The 21,993-nt window shown below is 38.6% G+C and carries 18 protein-coding genes; 4 read left to right on the top strand and 14 right to left on the bottom strand.

The features are described from left to right. Positions 1-84: 84 nt before the first annotated feature. The 7 genes from ACF3OC_RS04815 to ACF3OC_RS04785 form a co-directional block, all read right to left on the bottom strand. Complete coding sequence (locus tag ACF3OC_RS04815) at positions 85-2,754, bottom strand: DUF3857 domain-containing protein (protein ID WP_094280878.1); 2,670 nt, start codon at positions 2,752-2,754, stop codon at positions 85-87. 186 nt (positions 2,755-2,940) lie between these two features. Continuing rightward, positions 2,941-3,816, bottom strand: coding sequence for a glycerophosphodiester phosphodiesterase family protein (locus ACF3OC_RS04810; protein ID WP_094280877.1), 876 nt, complete (start codon positions 3,814-3,816; stop codon positions 2,941-2,943). 23 nt (positions 3,817-3,839) lie between these two features. After that, a complete protein-coding gene (locus tag ACF3OC_RS04805; protein WP_094280876.1) occupies positions 3,840-4,436 on the bottom strand; it encodes a histidine phosphatase family protein in 597 nt (198 codons plus the stop codon). Then, positions 4,437-5,870: an FGGY-family carbohydrate kinase gene (locus ACF3OC_RS04800; protein ID WP_094280875.1), complete on the bottom strand. Its 1,434-nt coding sequence runs from the start codon at positions 5,868-5,870 to the stop codon at positions 4,437-4,439. It lies immediately after the preceding gene. Next, positions 5,871-7,319 (bottom strand): FGGY-family carbohydrate kinase, encoded by a 1,449-nt coding sequence (locus ACF3OC_RS04795; protein WP_392471014.1) that lies wholly within the window; start codon positions 7,317-7,319, stop codon positions 5,871-5,873. Between the two features lie 2 nt (positions 7,320-7,321). Further along, the gene (locus tag ACF3OC_RS04790) at positions 7,322-8,332 is read right to left on the bottom strand and encodes an NAD(P)-dependent oxidoreductase (protein WP_392471013.1); all 1,011 of its coding nucleotides are present in this window, start codon (positions 8,330-8,332) and stop codon (positions 7,322-7,324) included. 34 nt (positions 8,333-8,366) lie between these two features. Continuing rightward, positions 8,367-9,617 (bottom strand): MFS transporter, encoded by a 1,251-nt coding sequence (locus ACF3OC_RS04785; protein ID WP_094255086.1) that lies wholly within the window; start codon positions 9,615-9,617, stop codon positions 8,367-8,369. 468 nt (positions 9,618-10,085) lie between these two features. Here ACF3OC_RS04785 and ACF3OC_RS04780 point away from each other — a divergent pair, with 468 nt between their 5' ends. After that, entirely contained in the window at positions 10,086-10,850 is a 765-nt protein-coding gene (locus tag ACF3OC_RS04780) for a DeoR/GlpR family DNA-binding transcription regulator (RefSeq protein WP_179221472.1), read from the top strand. An 877-nt stretch (positions 10,851-11,727) separates the two neighbouring features. Here the strand turns inward: ACF3OC_RS04780 and rplT are convergent. From rplT to thrS, 4 genes are all read right to left on the bottom strand, one after another. Beyond that, complete coding sequence (gene rplT, locus ACF3OC_RS04775; protein WP_093098929.1) at positions 11,728-12,072, bottom strand: 50S ribosomal protein L20; 345 nt, start codon at positions 12,070-12,072, stop codon at positions 11,728-11,730. 101 nt (positions 12,073-12,173) lie between these two features. Further along, positions 12,174-12,374, bottom strand: a complete 201-nt coding sequence (gene rpmI, locus ACF3OC_RS04770; protein WP_094255093.1) for a 50S ribosomal protein L35 — start codon at positions 12,372-12,374, stop codon at positions 12,174-12,176. 38 nt (positions 12,375-12,412) lie between these two features. Then, positions 12,413-12,976: a translation initiation factor IF-3 gene (gene infC, locus ACF3OC_RS04765; RefSeq protein ID WP_220476805.1), complete on the bottom strand. Its 564-nt coding sequence runs from the start codon at positions 12,974-12,976 to the stop codon at positions 12,413-12,415. 12 nt (positions 12,977-12,988) lie between these two features. Next, positions 12,989-14,914 carry a threonine--tRNA ligase gene (thrS, locus tag ACF3OC_RS04760; RefSeq protein WP_094280871.1) on the bottom strand — a complete coding sequence of 642 codons (1,926 nt, stop codon included), beginning with the start codon at positions 14,912-14,914 and terminating at the stop codon, positions 12,989-12,991. A 527-nt stretch (positions 14,915-15,441) separates the two neighbouring features. Between thrS and ACF3OC_RS04755 the strand changes: the two genes are divergently transcribed. Then, positions 15,442-16,065: a 7-carboxy-7-deazaguanine synthase QueE gene (locus ACF3OC_RS04755; RefSeq protein WP_094280870.1), complete on the top strand. Its 624-nt coding sequence runs from the start codon at positions 15,442-15,444 to the stop codon at positions 16,063-16,065. A 67-nt stretch (positions 16,066-16,132) separates the two neighbouring features. Here the strand turns inward: ACF3OC_RS04755 and ACF3OC_RS04750 are convergent, their stop codons facing one another. The 3 genes from ACF3OC_RS04750 to ACF3OC_RS04740 are packed head-to-tail and all read right to left on the bottom strand — an operon-like array spanning position 16,133 to position 19,889. Continuing rightward, positions 16,133-17,539 carry an arylsulfatase gene (locus tag ACF3OC_RS04750; RefSeq protein WP_094280869.1) on the bottom strand — a complete coding sequence of 469 codons (1,407 nt, stop codon included), beginning with the start codon at positions 17,537-17,539 and terminating at the stop codon, positions 16,133-16,135. A 1-nt stretch (position 17,540) separates the two neighbouring features. Beyond that, positions 17,541-18,611: a Gfo/Idh/MocA family protein gene (locus tag ACF3OC_RS04745; RefSeq protein ID WP_094255710.1), complete on the bottom strand. Its 1,071-nt coding sequence runs from the start codon at positions 18,609-18,611 to the stop codon at positions 17,541-17,543. A gap of 15 nt (positions 18,612-18,626) precedes the next feature. Then, complete coding sequence (locus tag ACF3OC_RS04740; RefSeq protein WP_179221471.1) at positions 18,627-19,889, bottom strand: Gfo/Idh/MocA family protein; 1,263 nt, start codon at positions 19,887-19,889, stop codon at positions 18,627-18,629. Between the two features lie 115 nt (positions 19,890-20,004). On the opposite strand from ACF3OC_RS04740, the gene ACF3OC_RS04735 reads away from it, so the two are divergent. After that, complete coding sequence (locus ACF3OC_RS04735; RefSeq protein WP_094280867.1) at positions 20,005-21,270, top strand: DUF819 domain-containing protein; 1,266 nt, start codon at positions 20,005-20,007, stop codon at positions 21,268-21,270. A gap of 461 nt (positions 21,271-21,731) precedes the next feature. Next, positions 21,732-21,965 (top strand): hypothetical protein, encoded by a 234-nt coding sequence (locus ACF3OC_RS04730; RefSeq protein WP_094280866.1) that lies wholly within the window; start codon positions 21,732-21,734, stop codon positions 21,963-21,965. Positions 21,966-21,993 lie beyond the last annotated feature (28 nt).

The raw sequence follows: 21,993 nt of genomic DNA, 5'->3' as shown, positions 1-21,993 counted from the left end.
TAGTTTTATATGGGCGTATCTCATACGCCCATCACATATTCCAATAATTTCAAGTCCCTATAAACCTTTTTAATCATCCCTATTTCACTCATTCATTGGATGTGGACCATAGTTTTCCATGGGTGGATTCTCAGGTCCATTAGAGGAGTCCGTATTTGATGAATCGTCTCCTACTGAATAGTAATAATTTTCCTTATTGTATGGTACAGTAAAAGTTTCTTTCACCCTTTTGGAAACCCGTAGATAAATGGCCCATGCTATAATTATTAAAATAGACCAAAAGTCTGCTGGATTCATAAAACCCCATGCTAGACCATCAGGATAAATAATTGTATATCCCATATTAGCTAGAATCAGAAGCACCAAACCACCCAAATTCACGAAAAAATAGGTCTGAGGAAATATATCTCTCCGTTCTAACAACAATACACAAGAATAGATAGTAAAAGCTAAATAAGCAGCCTGAAACACTAAATAGACTATATTAAAGAGAAGCAAATAGCCATAGGCATGACCGACCTTATCTAGCATTGACCATAAGCTATCACTAACTGAGTTTTCTGCAACAAATAACATGAGGACTATTGCAAATGTTGTAATGACAATCCTAATTAACAATACAATTAACCATCCCCCAATACTATTTCGACGATATTCATGATCCAGGTTGATAATTCCAGTCGGTTTTGTTTTATAATGAGTCTTAAATAAAAAGATCAGTGTTGCAATGACGATGATGAAAAAGACAAGGAGGGCTCCATAATTCATTTTGGGGATTTTAGGGGTGTTAAAAGACCCAATCGTTAGATATCCATCATTATTAATAAAATAGCTATATCCCAATCCTTCTCCCATTACCTTATGATCCTCTAGGTATTGTTGAGCCTGGTCCATTGGAATAAAGGAATCATTGTTACGAAAATTGAAGGTAATCTTGAGGGTATCCTTATCCGGATATTCAACTCTTGAATACCAATATGCATCACGTTCTATAACCTTTTCTTCCGACTGAAAAAAGCCCACGGCTTTATTGTCCTTATTGACAATCTTGATTTCATGATGGACATCAAAGGGAAAATCAATAGCAATTGGTTGTATGACGCCTTCTTGTACTTTTGGAAGACGATCATAAATGTATTTGCCATATATTGGAGCTGCCTTTTGCTCATCCTCTTCGATGATATATGCCTCCAAAAGATATTCTTCTTTGATGATCAAAATATTATTTTCCAAATCATCATCAATGGTCAAGGGACTAACATTCCTGGCTTTGTTATAAATCCGTTGATAATAATCTTCATAATCCTTCTGCAACTGTTTTTTTGAAGTACTTTTAAGTTGGTTTCTTATTCCATCAGCCTCCTGTTCATAGTAAATGGTCTTTACCTTAAGGTTTGCCTTGCCATCATCCAAGATCTGGATTACTTCTTCGATATTTATAAAGGAACCATGCTTTGAAATGGGTTTACTTACTTCGGAAAGTTTGTTGCCATTTTCAAGAAACAATACTTTCCCATAATAAGGAAAATATCGATTCAGGATGCTTCCCCCTTGGTTACTAATCGTTGGATCGACAGCAATCATACGACCATCGATTACAGCTGCCAAGACCACATGATTAAAGGCAAATGGACTTGGTTGCACCTTGTCTAATTCCTTGTTTTGATAGGTATTTGCAAAGATCAGAGATGAACTAATGCCTTTACGCTTAAGCATGGACGCCAATAAAAGAGATTTATCCTTACAATCTCCATACCGTTGGTTGAATACCTTTTCAGGGAGATGGGCTCGATGGGAATGCTCTCCCATTTCAATGCCCATATAACGGATAGAATTCTGAACGAAATCTAGACTTTTCTGAAAAAATTTCAAACTGTCTCCATCTGCTTCCTTCCAGAATTTTTGAATCTCTTTATCGAGGGCAGTGCCGGCTTTTACATCAGGAATCGGATTGATCCTTTTACCCCAATCCGCTACTTGTCGCCAGGTAGAAAATTCAGAAACCTCCACACGGGCAGTATTATCATACCAACTTGGGGCATATATTCCGATTTGTTCATTTGCCATCATGGGTTGTTCCCAATAATAATAGGTCAAATTCCCAATGACCTCACGTTTCTCTGCTGGTGCATTATAATGTTTCCGGATGTTTAATATACGTCCTTCTGGAACAATATAAACCAGATGCACTAGCCCATTGGGCTCTGATCCTTCTAAATAAAAAGTATTGGCAAATTTCCCTTCAAATACCGGATTGAAACCGACTAGAGAATACGAAAATACAATCTTATCATCTTTCCTGATATCATCCAAAACAGCTACAGCGGAGTATGTGCCATTGTAAATCATCCTGGAAAGTTCAGTTTCAACTGCTACGGTCTTGAATTTGGAAAGATCCAAGCGATTGAAAACTTCACCATTTCTGATAATTTTTAACTCATGGATAACCAATTTTTGATAACTGGGGTCAAAGCTGACACTCGCCTGTCCTGCATTTTCCGCTCCTGCATCCTCAGTAACGACTTTGATGGTTCTATTGAAAAGAGTCTTGTTTTGCAGATTATATTGGCTTTCAATCAATTCAAAATAATACCCCATACTGATTTCATTCAAATCAACGGATTGGGGCTTCATTTTGCTTGCTCTCAACCAAGTTGGAAGATTGGACTTGCTAATATTTACTGCCGATTGGGCCCATAAAACAGTGCTACCAACCAATAGTAGGAGTACGGTTAGAATAATTAGTTTTCTCATGTGTTAATAATCAGAAAACGAAGATACTGATTATTAAAGCCGCTTTATCAGGCAAACAAAAATTATTAACAACTGATAAACAACAACTTAAATCAAAACAACTTTCGTCACCCTCAATAATTATTAAAAAACAAAAAAGGAAACCAGTGATGGCTTCCTTATTCTATAAACTTAATTAACCTTGGGTTATTCAATAGCTCTACTGACCTCTATCGGCAAATCTGATTCCAATACAGTTGCTCCATCTGCAAAAACAGCCCTATATTTTTCAGCACGCTCTTCTACAGTTGGCAACTTATCATATGTTGGAGCCGAAGAAATCATACATAACACCCCTTTTTCTTTGAAAAAGCTATACATCTCTTGGTTTGAAGCCTTAATTTCCGGACCGATATATACAATCATACGATCATAAGGCAAGCCTGATGCTTTAAAGGTCTCTAAATCCGCTTTCGTTTTAATATGCATCGACAAGTATTGCTTTGGATTTTTATCCAAATAAAACTTCGCCTGCTCCACATTGTGTACAGTTACCCAAACCCAAGCATAGGCATTATGCTTCCGGATAATCTCAGCCGTCATTTCCATAGGAAGGTCTTTCTTATCCAGGTTTAAAACAGTCTTACCCTTTGCCCACTTGATCATCTCCTCCAAGGTATTGATCTTATACTTCGTTGTATTCCCTTTATGATCCTTTAAATTCAATTTCTGAAGTTCCTTCCAGGTAAAGTCACTCACCTTCCCTGTTCCAGTGGTTGTGCGATCCAAGGTAGCATCATGAACCATGACAGGCACTCCATCCTTAGTTAGTCGAGGATCGATCTCAAAGATAGCCGAGGTATGTTTCAATACCGCTTCCATTGATGGAATGGAATTTTCTGGCATTTGTTCTTCAATAGTACCACGATGGCCTGAGATAATCTTCTTGCCTTCCGCATATTTAAAATATGCATACATGTCCTCAACCTTTTTAAAATTGAGTTTATGCAATTTCTGAGCAGATGCTGGCAGGCCCTGCATCAAAGCCATTAAAGTAAATAAAGCGATATAGGTCTTCTTCATAGGTTGTTTTTCAAGATCTAAAATTAAGCATTCAGTTTTAACAAATTAAAACCATTATGTTTATCCAAGGTTACCATTGTCAAGGCGGAGTTCTCCTGAACAATTCTTCGATAATTCTTCAAAGGCATGCCCAGTTGATGAGCCATAAAGAATCTATTTACACCATTATGCCCAACGACCAAAATGGTTTGTCCATCGTATTTATCAAGTAGTTCCGAATAGAAATTATCCAATCTGTTGATGACCTGAATTGCATTTTCACCGGTTCTTCCTGCTTCAAAACTCCCTGGGTCGGATAACCAATTATACCAAGAATTCGGGTCTTCGGCGATGAAATCTTCAGAACGCTTTCCTTCCCACTGTCCAAAGTCTACTTCAATCAACCGTTCATCCACTTGCACCTTTTCAGGAGTTCCTGAAGCAATTTCAGCAGTATTCCTAGCACGTTGAAGTGGCGAACAAAAGATCTGGTCAAAAGTCACATCTTTCAACAACTCCTGCATTCTTTTTGCCTGTGATAATCCTTTTTCGGTCAATGGGATATCTGTTCTTCCACAGTACTTATTTCCGTCGGCATTATAGGCTGTTTCTCCATGCCTCAATAGACAAATTGTAATCATCTATAAATAGTTTAAATCTTTAAGCTTCTGTTTAAAATTCTCGTATTGTAATTGATAGGATTCAATCAGTTTTGGGTCTGCATGGACCACCTTTTCTATGGCCGTCATTTTTTCGGAGGCCTCCCTAAGCGAATGATAATAGGTATTGGAAGCCGCCATGATGGCTGCACCAAATGCCCCACTCGCTTCTTTACATTTGTAGATTGGCACTTTCATCACCGAAGCTCTAATTTTTAACCAGACATCACTATTGCTTCCACCACCAGCAGAGTAAATGGCATCTACTTTTTCGCATGATAAATCCTCAATAATTTCATAGGCCAATTTTTCAATGAATGCCACACCTTCCAGGTTTGCCGCGAATACTTTTTCACGCTCTAATCCTTCAGTTGTAAACCCTTTTGCTTGAGGTGCCATAATTGGATATCGCTCGCCTTCTTGCAATAATGGCCATGCCAATTCGCCTGTCGGTATTAATTGCTCAGCCTTCTGATTCAATTCTTCCAATCCTTCTGAAAATTGCAATGAAATCCAGTCCGCACCTGTATTACTTGCTCCGCCGGGCATCCAATAACCCTCCGGATGGCGATGACTATACAACCTGCCTAATGGATCAACCACATTGGATTTAGTCACTCCTTTAATCACTAAGGTCGTGCCGATAGTAGTGTTCCAAGTTCCCGGTTTTACAGCACCTGATGCCATTTGCGTAGCACAGCCATCAGTCATTCCAACTACGACCTGAATCTCTGGTATTCCCCACGATTTGGCTAATGCGGGCAATAAATTCCCGACAACGGTTCCTGATGGAACCACCGATTGAAGCCAAGATTTTTGAATCCCAATTTCTTCACTTACAAAGGCTGGCCATACTAATTTCTCGAGGTCGAAAGCTGATTTCAATACATTGGTATAATCCGTGCTTTTGAAATTTCCAGACAATTGACCAACCAAGTAGTCAGAAGCATGGATCCATAAGGCAAGGTCCTTTACCTTTTCAGGAAAAGTTTCGATAAACCATAGCATTTTACTGATTCCACTGGATGCATTAAAACCAGTATATCCATTTGGAACATGCTGTTCAGCAATGGCTTTAATGCGTCTTCCTTGATCTGCAGAACGAGGGTCACTATACATGATGGCATCATGTAAAGGATTATTCTGCGAATCCATGGGTATGACAGTCCCAGAGGTGGAAGTCACGGAGATTGCCAGGATATCTTGTTTATTTATTTCCTCCGGAAGATTATGGATTAAAGCACTCAGCATTTCCTCACAATCCTTCCACCAGATGGCTGGGGATTGTTCTTCACGGAAGGTATCTGTTAACTGGAATTTTCGGGAATCGGATGCGATTAATTCACCCTTCTCATCCACTAGTACTACTCGAGCGCCTTGAGTCCCGACATCCAATCCAAAAAAATATTTACTCATTTACGAAATGACCTGTTTAAATGTTTTACGAGCGTTTCTCCACTCTTGATATAGCTTTTCAAACTCCTCATGGTCTTTGGGATGAATTTCTCCCAATAACTCCGGACTAACATTCTTTACTCCCAATGCATCGTTGCATAGGAACACGCCGCCCAATACCGAAGCCTGGCGGAAGGTATCTCTGATTTTGATGCTCTTTCCAAATAGGTTGGCAATAAATTGACGTAGTTTCCTACTTTCTACTCCACCCCCACAGGCCCATATATAGGATTCCTGATGCGGAGAGACTGCGCTCAAAAACTTATAATTCTCATAAATACTGCAAGCAATATCCCATAAAATCGCAAAGACAAAGCTCCCACGAGTTAGTTGATGAGATACCGGTGCATTGAAGATAAAACCGCCTTTGGTCAATGGTTCTTCTTCATCAGCAATCAAGGACCCCAAAGAAGCCACACATTGAGAATATGTCGCATCCTCCAGCTCCTTCTCTATAACATCATAACCTTCATTAGGATAAAATATCTCCTTCAAGCGTTGATAGTTTAATCCAGTTACCCCTGCATTAGCCTCTAGAATAAAATTATTCGCATCGATATGACGGCTGGTCCAAGTGCGCTGTTCTGTATCTTTTTCATAGGAATTGACGATTTTTATTATCGGTGTAGTCGTACCCGAAACAATAACCACATCGTTTGCCGATGGCTCCATACTGCGAATCGCTAATTGCGTATCTCCACCTCCAACAACCACTACCGCATCCGGATTGATCCCAAATAATTCAGCTACTTCTGTCTTAACCTTTCCAAGAATGGATCCTGAATCTTTGACTTCCGGCAGGATACTCGCTGGCAATTGAAATTGTTCCAATAAGGCAGCTGACCACGATTTCTGCTCAACATCATATAATAAGGTTTCTGAAGCCTGTGAATGTTCATAACCATGGATTCCTGAGAATTGAAATTGAATCCAATCACTGATACTCATTACAGAGGCAATCTGTTCAAACAGTTCAGGATACACCTCCCTAACGCCTACCAGCTTGAAAGCTGAAAATAATGAAGTCGGATAACGACCAGATAGGTTATAAACCAAATCTTTATCCTTCAGATCTCTTTCCCATTTACGGCCTCGGTGGTCTATATTAGGCATGCCCAACAAGGATTTTCCTGCGGCATCCACGACCACTATTCCCTCCCTTTGGCTGGTTGCAATGATTGCATTGATCTGAACCTCTCCCGATTCCGCCAAGGCTTCTTTAGATAGCTTTAATATCTGGGTCCATAATTCCTCTGGATTGAAATAGATAGAATCATCATATTTCAAATCCGATTCATAATGAACATTCTCCCTTTTGATACTCAAGATCTCGCCATCTGTAGCACAAACAGCTACCCGAGCATTCCCAGTACCAATATCAACGATTAAATAAGCTTCTTTTTTTGCCATGATTAGCTAATTGATGTTTTCCCTATTACAGCTTTATTAACAAGTTGTTTAATAGATTTATTACCCTTGTGAAAATATTCTTGCAAATTATTGTTCATGATAAATGCATGATGGTCTTCCACTTCATGGGTTGCGCCAGCGATATGCGGCGTTGCAATAACATTCTTGTTTAAGATCATCTTATAGTCAATCTCATCCGGTGGTTCATTGTAGAACACATCTAACACTGCACCTCGGATTTGTCCTGATTCAATCACTGCTAATAAATCCTCACGGTTTACTACTGTAGCACGCGCAGTATTCACAAAAACGGAATCCTTGTTCAACAGCGATAGATATTTCTTGTCGATCATGCCGGTAGTTTCCGGAGTAACGGGAAGATGTATCCCAACCACATCGCAGCTTGAAAACAACTCTTCCAATTCAACTTTTTTATAGTCAGTGTTCGGATCAGTATAATATGGGTCGAAGTAATAAATTTCACATGGAAAGTTTTGCAACATTCTTGCTATATGCTGACCAACAGCACCAAAACCAACCATTCCCACTCGCTTACCTGCCAATTCATTCCCTTTAAATTCCAAATATGAAGTATGTGCACCTTCGCCCCAATTTTTACCTTCCAACCAATTAATGGCTGGTAGGGTATTCCGCATTAAGGTGATCACATTGGCGATAAACATCTCCGCAACGGCTTGTGCATTTCTTGCTGGAGTATTGAAAACTGGAATTCCCAATTCGGTTGCTACCTTCAAATCAATATTTGATGGAGTACCGCGGCAGATTCCCACAAATTTCAAATGTGGATTCTCACGTAATACTTCCTCCGTAATTTCATCATGCTCCGAAATCAAGGCATCAACTCCTGTTTCTTTCAGTAATGCATTTAATTCAGCCGGATTATAGGCACGCCCATGAGGTTTCCAAGAACGATAAATGACTTCATCAAAAAGGCCTTTTAACTCATTCAATGCTTTTTCGTTCTCATAAGGCGCAGTTAACAATACTTTCATAGGTTGTAAATTCAATTTTATTCTATACTCAATTCTATTCGACTTTTAATTCTTGTTTCAATTCCTTAGTCGCATCAGGAATCGTAATAAACTTGGTTAATATTGCGCTGATCACATATAATCCAGCCAATACCCAAATCACCCCTTCACTTCCAATGGTCCCGATGAGCAATCCTACGATGGCAGGTCCCACAAATACCGGCAGACCAGCACCCAGGTTGAGGATAGCCATGGCTGCTCCTTTATCCTCCTTCACCAAGGAAGGAACCAATGCGGACAAAGGAACATAACCGGCCAATAGCCCTCCCCAAGCTATACCTGCTGCCATTACTGCCCAATAGGCTCCTCCGAACCATACCGGCGAGTAATAAAATAAGACCGTAGTAATCGCACAGCCTACACCACCAAACCACATAATGGTGCGCTGCCAACCTAATCGGTCTCCAACAAATCCAAATATTAAATTAAAGGCTATGTTACTCGTGAAAATCGTCCCCCAGATCTGTAACCATTCCTTGGTATTGAATCCATGCTCTGCCATATACATAGGCAAGAAAACTGGAAAGGCAAATTGGGCAGTTGTATTGATGACCCGTACTATACCGCCAATCAATACTTTCGGTTCCTTTTTCACAATGGTAAGACCGTTTAATAATTCCTGTCCTTTTGATCCTTTGGAAGCCTTCGTTTCAAATTTGTCACGATTCAACACCAGCGCAAAAAATGCCCCGATCAGCACCCAAATAATCGAAGACCACAACGTGTTCTCATATCCAATTCGTTCTAAGGCCCAACTTGAATAGTAAGCCCCAAGAACATTCAAACCACCCGTGAATACAAACCAGAACCATCCTACAGCACGACCTAACATCTGTTTTGGACTGCGGTAGTTTATCCAGACCATAAAGGAATAGGCGAATAAGGGATAACCAAAACCACGTATTGCATAAAATAAAAGCATGGCATTGTAATCCAATTTGGCCATTCCCATCGACACAAAACCAATGGTCCCAATCAGGTACAGGATCAAACCCATAAACATGGATTTCCGCGGACCATAGCTTTCGGCTAATACGCCTGAAAACCATGATGAAATAGCGATTGTGATTCCATATACCGTGAAAAGCGCAGCGGATTGCTCCATACTCATTCCGTGATCAATCAGGTATGGACTCAACCAACCCTGCTCTACGCCGTCACCCATCATGAAAATAAGAATGCCTAGGTAGCCCCATTTTAAATTACTAGGTATCCCTAGCTTTTCAATTGAATTCGTCTGTGTCATTTAATTTTGTTAAGGTTTATTTAGGTTCAACAGATTATAAAAATAAAAATAAACAATTTTTAACATAATTAAACCTTTTATAGCTAAAAAAGAGCAAATTTTATTCTATCCTTTTTTCCTTAACTAAACTTGTTGATTATTGGCGCCCTAAAAGGCATTCAAAAAATAATGAATACTTGTAAGCAAACCCTTCTACTACCCTTGATAATATCGGGGTCAACATTAAAATCACCAGTAAGAATCTGGGCTAGACCATTTTGATATTGTGAAAGCCATCTCCTGGATTTAATTAGGTGGGTAAAGTGAATTTCGACAAAAGATGGATTCTGTTATAAATTATTCTCTGTAATAAATTCAAATGCAGAAACAAATGAATAAAAAAGAAATATTTTTAAATAAAAAAAAAGAATAGGCAAGTCCGAAAAACCTAACTATATTTGCTTTTATATTAACTTATTTAAATGAATTATGATGAATATCACGGACAGACACGAATTCATTCTAAAAAGCTTAAAGGAAAAAGGAAAAATTACGATTGACTGGCTTTGTGAAACCATGAAAGTTTCCAGTGTAACAATCCGCAAGGACCTGAAGGTATTAGAAGACAAAAACCTGCTATTCAGAATTAAAGGAGGGGCCTCGAATAGCAACCCCTACGCCATTGATCGACCGATCGTGGTTAAGGAATCCATCAACAGCGAAGAAAAACAACGTATTGCTCAAGCCGCAATTAAATTAATCAAAGACAATGATTCAATTATGATCGGTTCGGGCACAACGGTTTTTACTTTAGCTAAAAACATCGAATCTACGCATATGTTAACGGTCATTACCCCAGCGTTAAAAGTAGGTTTGGAGCTCAGTGGCAAACCAAATATTGAAGTTTTACAACTCGGTGGTCTTATCCGATCCAATTCATCATCTGTTGCGGGACAATATGCCATCCGCATCCTTGATGAGATAAGCTGTGGAATCTTATTCCTTGGCGCTGACGGTATTGACCTCGAATTTGGAATCTCAATCAGCAATCTCCCCGAAGCAACCCTCAATCAAAAAATGATCGAAACCTCTCAAAAAATCGCTATCCTGGCAGATAGCAGTAAATTCGGAAAAAGAGGTCTCGGAAAAATCTGCGAACTTATTGACGTAAATTACATTATTACTGACAATAAGGTGTCCCCAAACATCGTCAAAGCTATCGAAGACCTCGGTATCAAAATCATTTTAGCATAAAGCTACCCCTAACTATACTTTTGAAGAAAAAAGATTTTTAAATATTTAGTTTAAAAATCTTTTTTTTATTTTCACAAATCATAACAAGCTCATGATTTAATGTTATTTTTAAATAAAATGATTAAAATATTGGCTAATTCGCCATATTTTAACAAAACAAAAACGATGAGTTAATAATAATTTAATATTATTCATCTACTTTTGAAACAGTTTTTAACATATTGTAAGAACATTAAATCACTACTAAAACATCTACAAAAACAATCTATTTTTTTAAATACACAGCTAAATGAAAAAGCAATTACAATTTATATTTTGTTGCACACCCTACTTATAGGATTCCACAGGTACTGAATCAACTATCGCTTACATTCATACAAACACTTTAATTTCTCAACCGTGATCCGCCCAGGTCACGGTTGTTTTTTTTTCCAGGCAATTATTGTTAACTTAAACGTATGAAAACCAATTCTTATAACCGAAATTGTTGTTATTGCGACAAAGATTTATCCAGCAATCTGTTTCTAAAAATAATTTTCAACAAAAAATCTATTACCTGTCCCAAGTGTAAACAGGTGAATAACATTGAAATAAAATCCACAAAAAGGAGTTTCAGTCTAGGAGCGGTATCCGGAGTTATCTTTGGTATTTATATCAATACATTAAAATTATCAATACAAAAGGAGATAATTATATTCCTGATCGCATTAACATTGGTAGTCCTATTAACAAGTCTCTTGGAATTGAAGAAGGTCAGTTTGGAAAAGGGAGATGAATTAGGATTGGGCAGCCCGGAATAAGGTATATCTTATAAACAACAAAAGCCATCCCTAAAAGGAATGGCTTTGAATATCTAACAAAATGATGCGGTTTAAACTTATTTTACTGCGTCTACAACTGCTTTGAAAGCATCTGGATTGTTTAAAGCTAAGTCAGCTAATACCTTACGGTTTAGGCCGATGTTTTTAGCGTTTAATTTACCAATCAACTGAGAATAAGAAATTCCGTGTTGACGAGCTCCAGCGTTGATACGTTGGATCCATAAAGCTCTAAACTCGCGTTTTTTGGTTTTACGGTCGCGGTAAGCGTACTGTAAACCTTTTTCTACTGTATTTTTAGCAATAGTATATACTTTGCTACGAGATCCGTAATAGCCTTTAGCTAATTTAAGGATTCTTTTTCTTCTTCTTCTAGAAGCAACTGCGTTAACCGAACGTGGCATAATTTTTAAAATTTAATTTGGTAAAAGGTGTTACGTTTTTCAGCAATCTTACGACCCAATACCCGGTTAAAAAAATATTGTTATAAAATGTTTTTCTAAACTTATTTACCGATAGCAAGCATACGTTTAACGTTGCCCATATCAGCGTCATTAACATAACTAGTAGTAGTTAAGTTACGTTTTTGTTTAGTCGTTTTCTTAGTCAAGATGTGGCTTTTGAAAGCGTTTTTTCTTGCTATTTTACCTGTTCCAGTCAATTTAAAGCGTTTTTTCGCGCTGGAATTGGTTTTAACTTTTGGCATAATACTTATATAATTTATTTCAATCTGTTAGATACTCCTTATTTTTTGGGGCTAGCTTTTGGCGCCAAAGTCAGGAACATACGTTTTCCTTCTAACTTCGGCAACAATTCTACCTTACCATAATCCTCAAGGGCTTGCGCAAAACGTAACAACAAGATTTCACCTTGTTCCTTAAACACGATTGCACGACCTTTAAAATGTACGTAGGCACGAACTTTCTCCCCACTCTCCAAGAAACGCATCGCGTGTTTCAACTTAAATTCGAAGTCATGCTCGCTGGTATTCGGTCCGAAACGAATCTCTTTAATGACCGTTTGCTTCGCATTCGCTTTGATTTCCTTTTGCTTTTTCTTTTGTTCGTAAACGAATTTACTGTAATCAATAATCTTACAAACAGGTGGCGTAGCATTAGGAGAAATTTCAACCAAATCCAACTCAAGCTCATCAGCTAGTGCCAAGGCTTGTCTTGTTGGATACACCCCTTGTTCTACATTGTCACCAACCAACCGCACTTCTGGAACACGGATATGTTCATTGATACGATGTTCGGGTTCTTTTTTCCTAATCGGGCCTCTAGGGCCGAAATTGTTACTTTTTGCCAAATGTTTCTTTAATTAAACAGTTATTTCTTTTATTAATAAATCTTTAAATTCCTCTGCTGTGATTGAACCTAAATCAACCCCACCATGTTTACGAACTGAGATTGTGCCGCTTTCCATCTCCTTCTCCCCTACAATCAACATGTAAGGCATTTTCTTCACCTCTGCATCACGGATCTTACGCCCAACTTTCTCGTCACGCAAGTCAATCAGACCGCGAATATCGGAATTATTTAGCGATTCCAAAAGTTTTTGAGCATATTCTTCATATTTTTCTGACACTGGCAGGATGATAAACTGCTCAGGAGCAAGCCATAACGGAAACTGACCCCCACAATGCTCGATCAATACTGCAACAAAACGCTCCAAGGAACCAAAAGGTGCCCGGTGAATCATGACTGGACGATGTTTCATATTGTCACTACCGGTGTACTCCAACTCAAAACGCTCCGGAAGATTGTAGTCAACCTGGATTGTCCCTAGTTGCCATTTCCTTCCTAAAGCATCCTTCACCATGAAGTCTAACTTAGGACCATAAAACGCCGCCTCACCATATTCCACAACGGTAGGCAATCCCTTTTCAGCAGTGGATTCAATAATCGCTGCCTCAGCTAATGCCCAGTTCTCATCAGAACCGATATATTTAGTTTTGTTATCCGGGTCACGTAAGGATATCTGAGCAATAAACTCATTAAACCCTAATGCACCAAATACATAAAGAACTAAATCAATTACTTTCTTGAACTCTTCTTTCACCTGATCAGGACGACAGAATAAGTGCGCATCATCTTGAGTAAACCCTCTAACACGAGTTAATCCATGTAATTCACCAGATTGCTCATAACGATAAACAGTTCCAAACTCTGCAAAACGAACCGGTAACTCCTTGTAAGAGCGAGGTTTAGTCTTGTAAATCTCACAGTGATGTGGACAGTTCATTGGTTTTAATAAGAACTCTTCACCATCAACCGGAGTCTTGATCGCTTGAAACGAATCCGCACCATACTTTTCGTAATGGCCAGAAGTAATATAAAGTTGTTTATGACCAATATGCGGAGTTATAACAGGCTCATATCCTGCTTTGATCTGCGCTTTTTGTAAAAAGTCCTGAAGTTTTTGTCTCAAGGCAGTACCTTTTGGTAACCACAATGGTAATCCCATCCCTACTTTTTCAGAGAAGGCAAATAACTCCAATTCCTTACCCAATTTACGGTGGTCACGTTTCTTTGCTTCTTCAATAAACTTCAAGTATTCAGTCAATTCTGAAGCCTTTGGAAAAGTAACACCATAAATACGAGTCAGTTGCTTACGTGATTCATCACCACGCCAATAAGCACCTGCCACATTGGTCAATTTAATAGCTTTGATAAATCCTGTATTCGGGATATGTGGTCCACGACACAGGTCTGTAAAGTTACCCTGAGAATAAAAAGTAATCTTTCCATCCTCTAGATCCTTGATCAAATCCAGCTTGTATTCATCCCCTTTATCCTCGAAATAAGCTAACGCATCTGCTTTTGAAACCGCTTTACGTTCAAAAACTTCCTTTTGCTTTGCCAATTCCAACATCTTGTCCTCAATTTGTTTAAAATCATCTGAGGAGAACTCACGGTCACCGAAATCTACATCATAATAGAAACCAGTTTCGATCGCTGGACCAATCCCAAACTTAACACCTGGATAAAGCGCTTCTAATGCTTCTGCTAATAAGTGAGCGGATGAATGCCAAAAAGTAGACTTACCTTTTTCATCATTCCAGGTTAACAATTTAACCGAAGAGTCTTCCTCAATAGGTTTTGAAGAATCCCAAACCTCAGCATTCACCTCTGCCGCTAATACATTTCTAGCTAATCCTTCGGAAATTGATTGGGCAACCTGCATAGCAGTTGTACCCTTTTCATACTGACGTACTGAACCGTCAGGTAGTGTAATATTAATCATTTACAACATGATTTATTGTTTGTATAAAATTATGACCCTTCCAATATGTACAATTATATTGCTTGATAAAGGTCACCTGAATAAATGCAAGACAAAAATACGGAAATTTTCAATCAATTCGAAATGAAGTTTCCTGCAAAAAAGTTTATTTACAGTGATTTCACAATTGATTTTCATCCTTTTCTTGAAATCAACAGCAAGCAAAAATTAACCTAGCAGATTAATTAAATCCTAAAAAAGGAAATATTCAAGTCAATTTCATCCTACTATCTGATTTGTGTCGAACATTGGCCTCAACTCCTCCGGACCTTGTTCGAATTTTTTCGACCAAGATCCGCCAAAGGTCCGAAGAAGGTCCGGAGAAGGTCCGATAAAACTAGGATTTTTAGCAAGATTTCGAGCGTACTAAAAACGAATATGAAAGCCGGTTTTTACCCGAGCCTTTTCTCATGATTCTGTCAAGTGCTTGCAATCACAATTCCATTTATCTTGATTTTTTGCTAATTTTGCAACTCAAATTCAGAGACATGTCAAATCAAGTTCCAGAGGACGGCACATTTCTTCCTTTAATGGAAGAATTCTACACGATACAGGGGGAAGGATACCACACCGGAAAAGCAGCATATTTTATTCGATTAGGGGGATGTGATGTAGGTTGCCATTGGTGTGATGTTAAGGAAAGCTGGGATGCTGAATTACATCCTTTGACTTCAGCAGATGTGATTGTTGAACATGCCTTGCAACATCCTGCTAAAACCGTGGTAATTACGGGAGGTGAGCCTTTATTATATAATTTAACTTACCTGACCCAAAAATTAAAGGAAGCTGGAATCAAGATCTTTTTGGAAACTTCTGGTGCCTATCCTTTGACAGGATATTGGGATTGGATCTGTTTGTCTCCTAAAAAATTCAAAGGTCCTAGAGAAGATGTCTTGAGTGCTGCTGGTGAATTGAAAGTTATTGTTTTCAATAAAAGCGATTTCCAATGGGCTGAAGATCATGCTAAGTTTGTAAATGCGAACTGTAAACTCTATTTACAGCCAGAATGGTCAAAAGCAGCTGAAATGACACCATTGATTATTGACTACGTAAAAGATAATCCAAGATGGGAAATATCCTTACAAACTCATAAATACTTAAATATTCCTTAATGGATTGGATGATATAAAAAAGCGGGATACCTGATCAGGTATCCCGCTTTTTTATGTTCTAATAATTTTATTGAAAGGGGAAAATCTCACTTTCCGTTCTGGCTTCAGCCATAATTTTTTTTGCTTTTTCTACTAATTCCGGATGTTTATCTGCAATATTATTTTGCTCCGCAATATCCGTAGGAAGATGATAAATGGCTATTTCAGCATTCGGATTCCCTTTGGCATTCAAACGGATTGCTTTATAATCCCCTATTCTGAGGCCTTGCTTTCCGCCTTGCTCGTGAAACTCCCAATATAAATAGTCATGCTCCTTTTGTCCTTTTTTACCAAGAAGTGTAGGCAGGAAACTAATTCCATCGGTTTTCTTTAAAGGTTTAGCATGAGCTATCTCCAACAAGGTTGGAGCGATATCCCAGAAAGCACCGATATGGTCTGAGGTTGAATTCGCTTTTACTTTTGCTGGCCAGTGTACAATAAATGGCGTACGGACACCTCCTTCGTAGACATCTCTTTTATTTCCACGGAAGGGTCCTGAGCTATTAAAGAAATCAGGATCAGCTCCACCTTCTCGGTGTGAACCATTATCACTGGTAATAATGATGATGGTATTATCTAGAATCCCTTCTTCCTCCAAGGCTGATACCACTTCACCAACTTGCTCATCCATGCGAGTTACCATGGCAGCGAAGGTTGCTCGTGGCTTGGCTTGTGTGGTATATCCTGGACCTGCATTAGGACCATAAGGGCTACCTTGATATGGTTTTTCCTCAAATTTACCATCAAACTTCGCAAAGATTTCATCCTCTGGAACGATCAATTCCGCATGTGGCAATACCGTTGGAATAAATATAAAAAGAGCAGCATCCCGATTATTATGAATAAAGGTCAAAGACTTTTTATGAATAAGATCAGGCGCATAAGTGGTCGTTTTCATCAGATCCTCATTCCCTTTCAGGTCTATGCGTTGTTCATTTTCCCAGAGATGTGTAGGATAATACCGATGCGATTGACGTTGACAGTTGTACCCATAGAATTCATCAAATCCTTTTCGCAAAGGATCACCTGTGGTTCCAACCATTCCTAATCCCCATTTACCAAAAGCAGCAGTCAAATAGCCTGCTTTTTGTAAGGACATGGCAAAGGTCTCAATATCCTGAGCCAAAGGTTCCTGTCCTTCTGGGACAATCTCCTTATTCCCACGGATATATGTATGACCTGTATGTTTACCAGTCATCAAAGCTGATCTTGAAGGCGCACATACCGGAGCTCCCGCATAAAAATCTGTAAACAACATCCCCTTTTTAGCTAAGGCATCGATATTGGGCGTACTAAATTTTTCTTGCCCATAGATGCTTAGGTCACCATAACCAAGGTCATCTGCAAGGATTAATACAATATTCGGTTTCTTAGACTGTGCAAATAGCGACAGACTAAAAACCGTAGCTGCTAACAATATTAGATATTTTCGCATATTATAATTTTACTATCCCTCCAGTTTTTACTGACTCATCACAAGCAATGGCAATCTGTAAACTATTGATGGCATCTTGCATGGATTTATCCAGGTTCAGATCCTCTTGAATAGCTTTTAGGAAAAAGCTCTGCTCCCGATTACACAATTCCTGATGATCAGGCTCATCGGTCAAATCGATCCACTCATCAGTTTTTACAAATTCATTTTTCGCGTTGATATCGGCATAATGAACTTTTAAGGATTCTGTTTTAGTGTGAGACTCCACGGAGTCTGAATTCCCTGCTTTTCCAGCTTCTTTAGCCACAATAGAAACACAGCCTTTCGGTCCGATGACATCCTTGATAAAGAATGCCGTATCACTAATCATTGGACCCCAGCCCGCTTCATACCAACCAACACTACCATCATCAAAGCGAATCTGCAACTGACCGTAATTATAATTATCCTGAGGAATATCATCGGTCAATCGAGCTCCAATAGCACTTACAGAAACAGGATTGGCATTGGTCATTTGGCACATGACATCAATATAATGCACGCCACAATCAACGATTGGGCTTAAACTTTTCATCAAGTTACGATGTACATCCCACATATAACCCTGGCTCTGTTGATTTAAATTCATCCGCATAACCAAGGGGTAGCCCATCGTCTTGCCAATCTCAATAAATTTGATCCAAGAAGGGTGATGTCTTAGGATATAGCCCACCACTAACTTCTTACCAGCTGCATTTGCGGCATCGACTACTTTTTGAGCACCAATGACGGTATCAGCCAATGGTTTTTCAATAAAAACATGCGCATTAGCTTGGAAAGCCTTGATGGCATAATCTTCATGTGTATCAGGATACGTAGATATGCATACGGCATCAGGCTTACTTTGCTCCAATGCTTGTTCGTAATCTTCATACAAAGGGTAATCAGCCCCTAATTTTTCATTTAATTTCAGTTTGGAATCACCACGGGAAACTAAACCCACAATTTCAAACGCTTCCATATCGTGATAGGCTTTGGCATGAGAAGCTCCCATATTACCACAGCCAACCACTAAAATTTTTATTTTTTCCAAAATTCCTTTCTTCAATTATGAATTCGCTAAACCCGGTCTAGGGATTCTAGCTGTATCAATTGCCATTTCCCAATTATACTCATCGGCACTCGGACCATAGGTTTTGGTTGAGTTTTCGATTTCATCCAAGGAGATAATGCTTCCTGAATATGCAGCTTCACGAGCCCAGATTGCCATTAAGGTAGAATCAGCCATGAAATCACCGTCATTGATGACTTGCTTATTCTTCACTGCGGCAAAAAGTTCATCATGTTGGGTTTGGTACATATTATTCATTTTTCCTTCAAACTTCCATGGGTTTGCTCCATTGATTTGGTATGAACTCAATAAGCTCACATTGAAGTTACCTTTCGTTCCTAATGCTTCCACGGAATTTCTTGGTTGCGTACCGTTTTGTTGTCTACCAAAGTGGAAACCTTTCATTCCATCGCCATAGTCAAATTCAATTGCGAAGTGATCGAATACATTTCCGTATTTATCCCAAGGGCGACTTTGTCTACCACCTGTTCCGGATACCGTTTTCGGCAAGCCACGGTTTAAAATCCAGTTCATAAAATCGATGCTATGAACGGTTTGTTCTACGATAATATCGCCAGAATAGCGTTGGTAGTAGAACCAATTATATAATTGATATTTAAGATCAGTCCAATCCGCTTGTTTAGGTTTTTCAGTTAATTCCCCACCCAGTCTAAAAGTACTGATGGAGTAAATATCCCCGATAGTTCCGGAATGGATTAGTTTTGCCAATTCGCGGTTAGGAGTTGAATATCTAAAGCAATAGCCTGAAACAATATTTAACTTTTTATCTTTTGCTAACTTTACGGCTTCACGCACTTTATGTACGCCTGGAATATCGACAGCCATTGGTTTTTCACAGAAAATATGCTTTCCTTTTTTCACGGCTTCAGCCAAATGATCCGGTCTAAAGCAAGGAGGTGTAGCCAATAATACGACATCAACATCGGTTGCCATCAGTTTTTTATAGGCATCAAAACCAATAAATTTCTTTTTTTCCGGTACATTCACGCGGTCCTTATGCGCTTCTTGCAAGGAAGCGAGGGCAGTTTCCAATTGTGGGGAAAAAATATCAGCTAAGGCTACGATTTCCACATCCGGATCTGCAGTTAATGCTTGAAATGCCGCACCTGTTCCACGTCCACCACAACCTACTAATCCGACTTTTATTTTTTTCTTGAAGTTTAGGTTTGTATTTGATAGGTCTAATGAAGTGGCACCAAGGACAATACCACTATTTTTAATAAAATTTCTTCGGTCCATTCGATTTATTTTTGAAGGATTCAGATTGATTTAATACTGTTGATAATATGATTATTTCAATAAATAACTGAAAAAATAGCTATTTTCACAGCAAAATAACAATTATTACAATTTTATGCAAATAACCGAGACAGAAGCCACAGCATTGATACAAAACACAACTGTTGTTTTTGGCCTATTAATGACAATCTTAGGCTTAGTATTCTATACCTCCAGTTTATCTAATAAATATGTAAAAGGTTTTTACAATGTAATTCCACCATTATTGCTCTGCTATTTTCTGCCGGGTTTATTAAATTCATTCAATATCATTGATGGGGCGAATTCTCCCCTGACTACAATTGGGAGTCGATACTTCTTACCGGCATGTTTGATACTTTTTGTGATCAATCTTGACCTCAAGGAAATGTGGGCATTACGCAAACGTGCAGGATTAATGTTTATTACAGGTACGATCGGGATTCTCTTAGGCGGACCCTTGGCGGTTTACCTAACATCACTGGTTGCCCCTGAAGTTGTTGGAGGAACAGGTCCTGATGAAGTTTGGCGAGGGCTAGGAGCTTTAGCAGGGTCATGGATTGGGGGAAGTGCTAATCAGGTCGCTTTAAAAGAAATTTTGCAGCCATCACCGGCACTTTTTTCTTCCATCATTGCCGTGGATGTCTTTGTTGCTTATATCTGGATGGCTATTTTATTGTACGGAGCAAGTAAATATAAAATCGTTGATAAATTTTTCAAGGCAGACTCCCAAGATGTGGAGCATCTGAAAGCGAAAATGGATGAACGCGTGAAAGTCAACAGCAAGATTCCAGAAACCAAGGATTATATGATTATGATTGCTTTGGCCTTTGGAGGAACTGGTTTAGCGACCTTACTTTCTGAACCAGTTGCCAACTTTATGGCAACACATTATCCAGAGACTGAGAAATTCTCCTTAACGAACACCTTTTTTTGGTTGGTATTTTTCGCTACTGTTTTTGGGATTGCCTTATCCTTTACACCTGCCAAAAAATTGGAATTCGCTGGAGCCTCCAAAATTGGAACGGTATTACTTTACGTACTGATTACGACCATAGGAATGCAGATGGATATTATGGCCATACTAGGCAATCCTGGTTTATTTATCGTGGGATTTTTATGGATTAGTTTCCATGCCTTGCTCCTAATAATTGTTGCGAAGATATTTAAGGTTCCATTTTTCTATCTATCCGTTGGTAGTATGGCCAATGTTGGTGGAGTAGCATCAGCCTCGGTCATGTCCGCTGCTTTTCATCCATCTCTTATTTCGGTTGGAGTGATCTTATCAGTCTTTAGTTATGCTATCGGTACATATGCCGGTTGGCTAACTGCACTCTTAATGAAATTAGCCTCCGGAGTATAGATATCAAAACTGAATTAATAAAAAGAAAATTCAATTTAACACCTCTATAATAACCATAAAAAGGAGCCGAAAACTTAAGTTTTCGGCTCCTTTTTATGGTTAATACGCCTCACTAGCTATTAATTTTTCCTGCCACGGCAAGGATTTTTTTAATAAACCTCTCAATATCAAATACAGCCGGCCAATTTTACAACATTCTTGTTACACTCATCTTCCCTATTTAAAGCAATATTTTAACAATAAATTAATCAAATTAATTTTTAAAGATTTTTTTCGCTGATTCCATCAGGTTAATCAGGAATTTAACTTGAAGTTTGTGTTATTATTATATAATTTATTTCAAGGGTTACATTTATTACCTAATTTTGATACCGTTAGTTAAAAATCACTGTATTAAGTAAATACAGGGGGTTGATTGCAGATTAACAATCATTAAAATAGATCAATAAACCAATTAATATATGAAGGCCAAACACAATAATTTAGAATGGGAAATTCAGCGATTGAACGGTCCCAATTCAACTTCTTTCCGAAGACCATATATGGCTCCCAAGGTAACTCTGCATAGGATTAATTTAGAATTTGATATCCTAATAACCTCTAGCAACATTCGAACAGCGGGACCTGGAGATCAGCGACCAGAGGTGGAAAATTGGGAGGACGAGAGTGATTTTACTCACAACATAGATTTTTAAAGATCTGGCAAAAAAAATATTTAAAATT

It is taken from the genome of Sphingobacterium cellulitidis, assembly GCF_043187465.1.
Taxonomy (GTDB): domain Bacteria; phylum Bacteroidota; class Bacteroidia; order Sphingobacteriales; family Sphingobacteriaceae; genus Sphingobacterium; species Sphingobacterium cellulitidis.
This window is presented reverse-complemented; position numbering and strand designations above follow the sequence as displayed.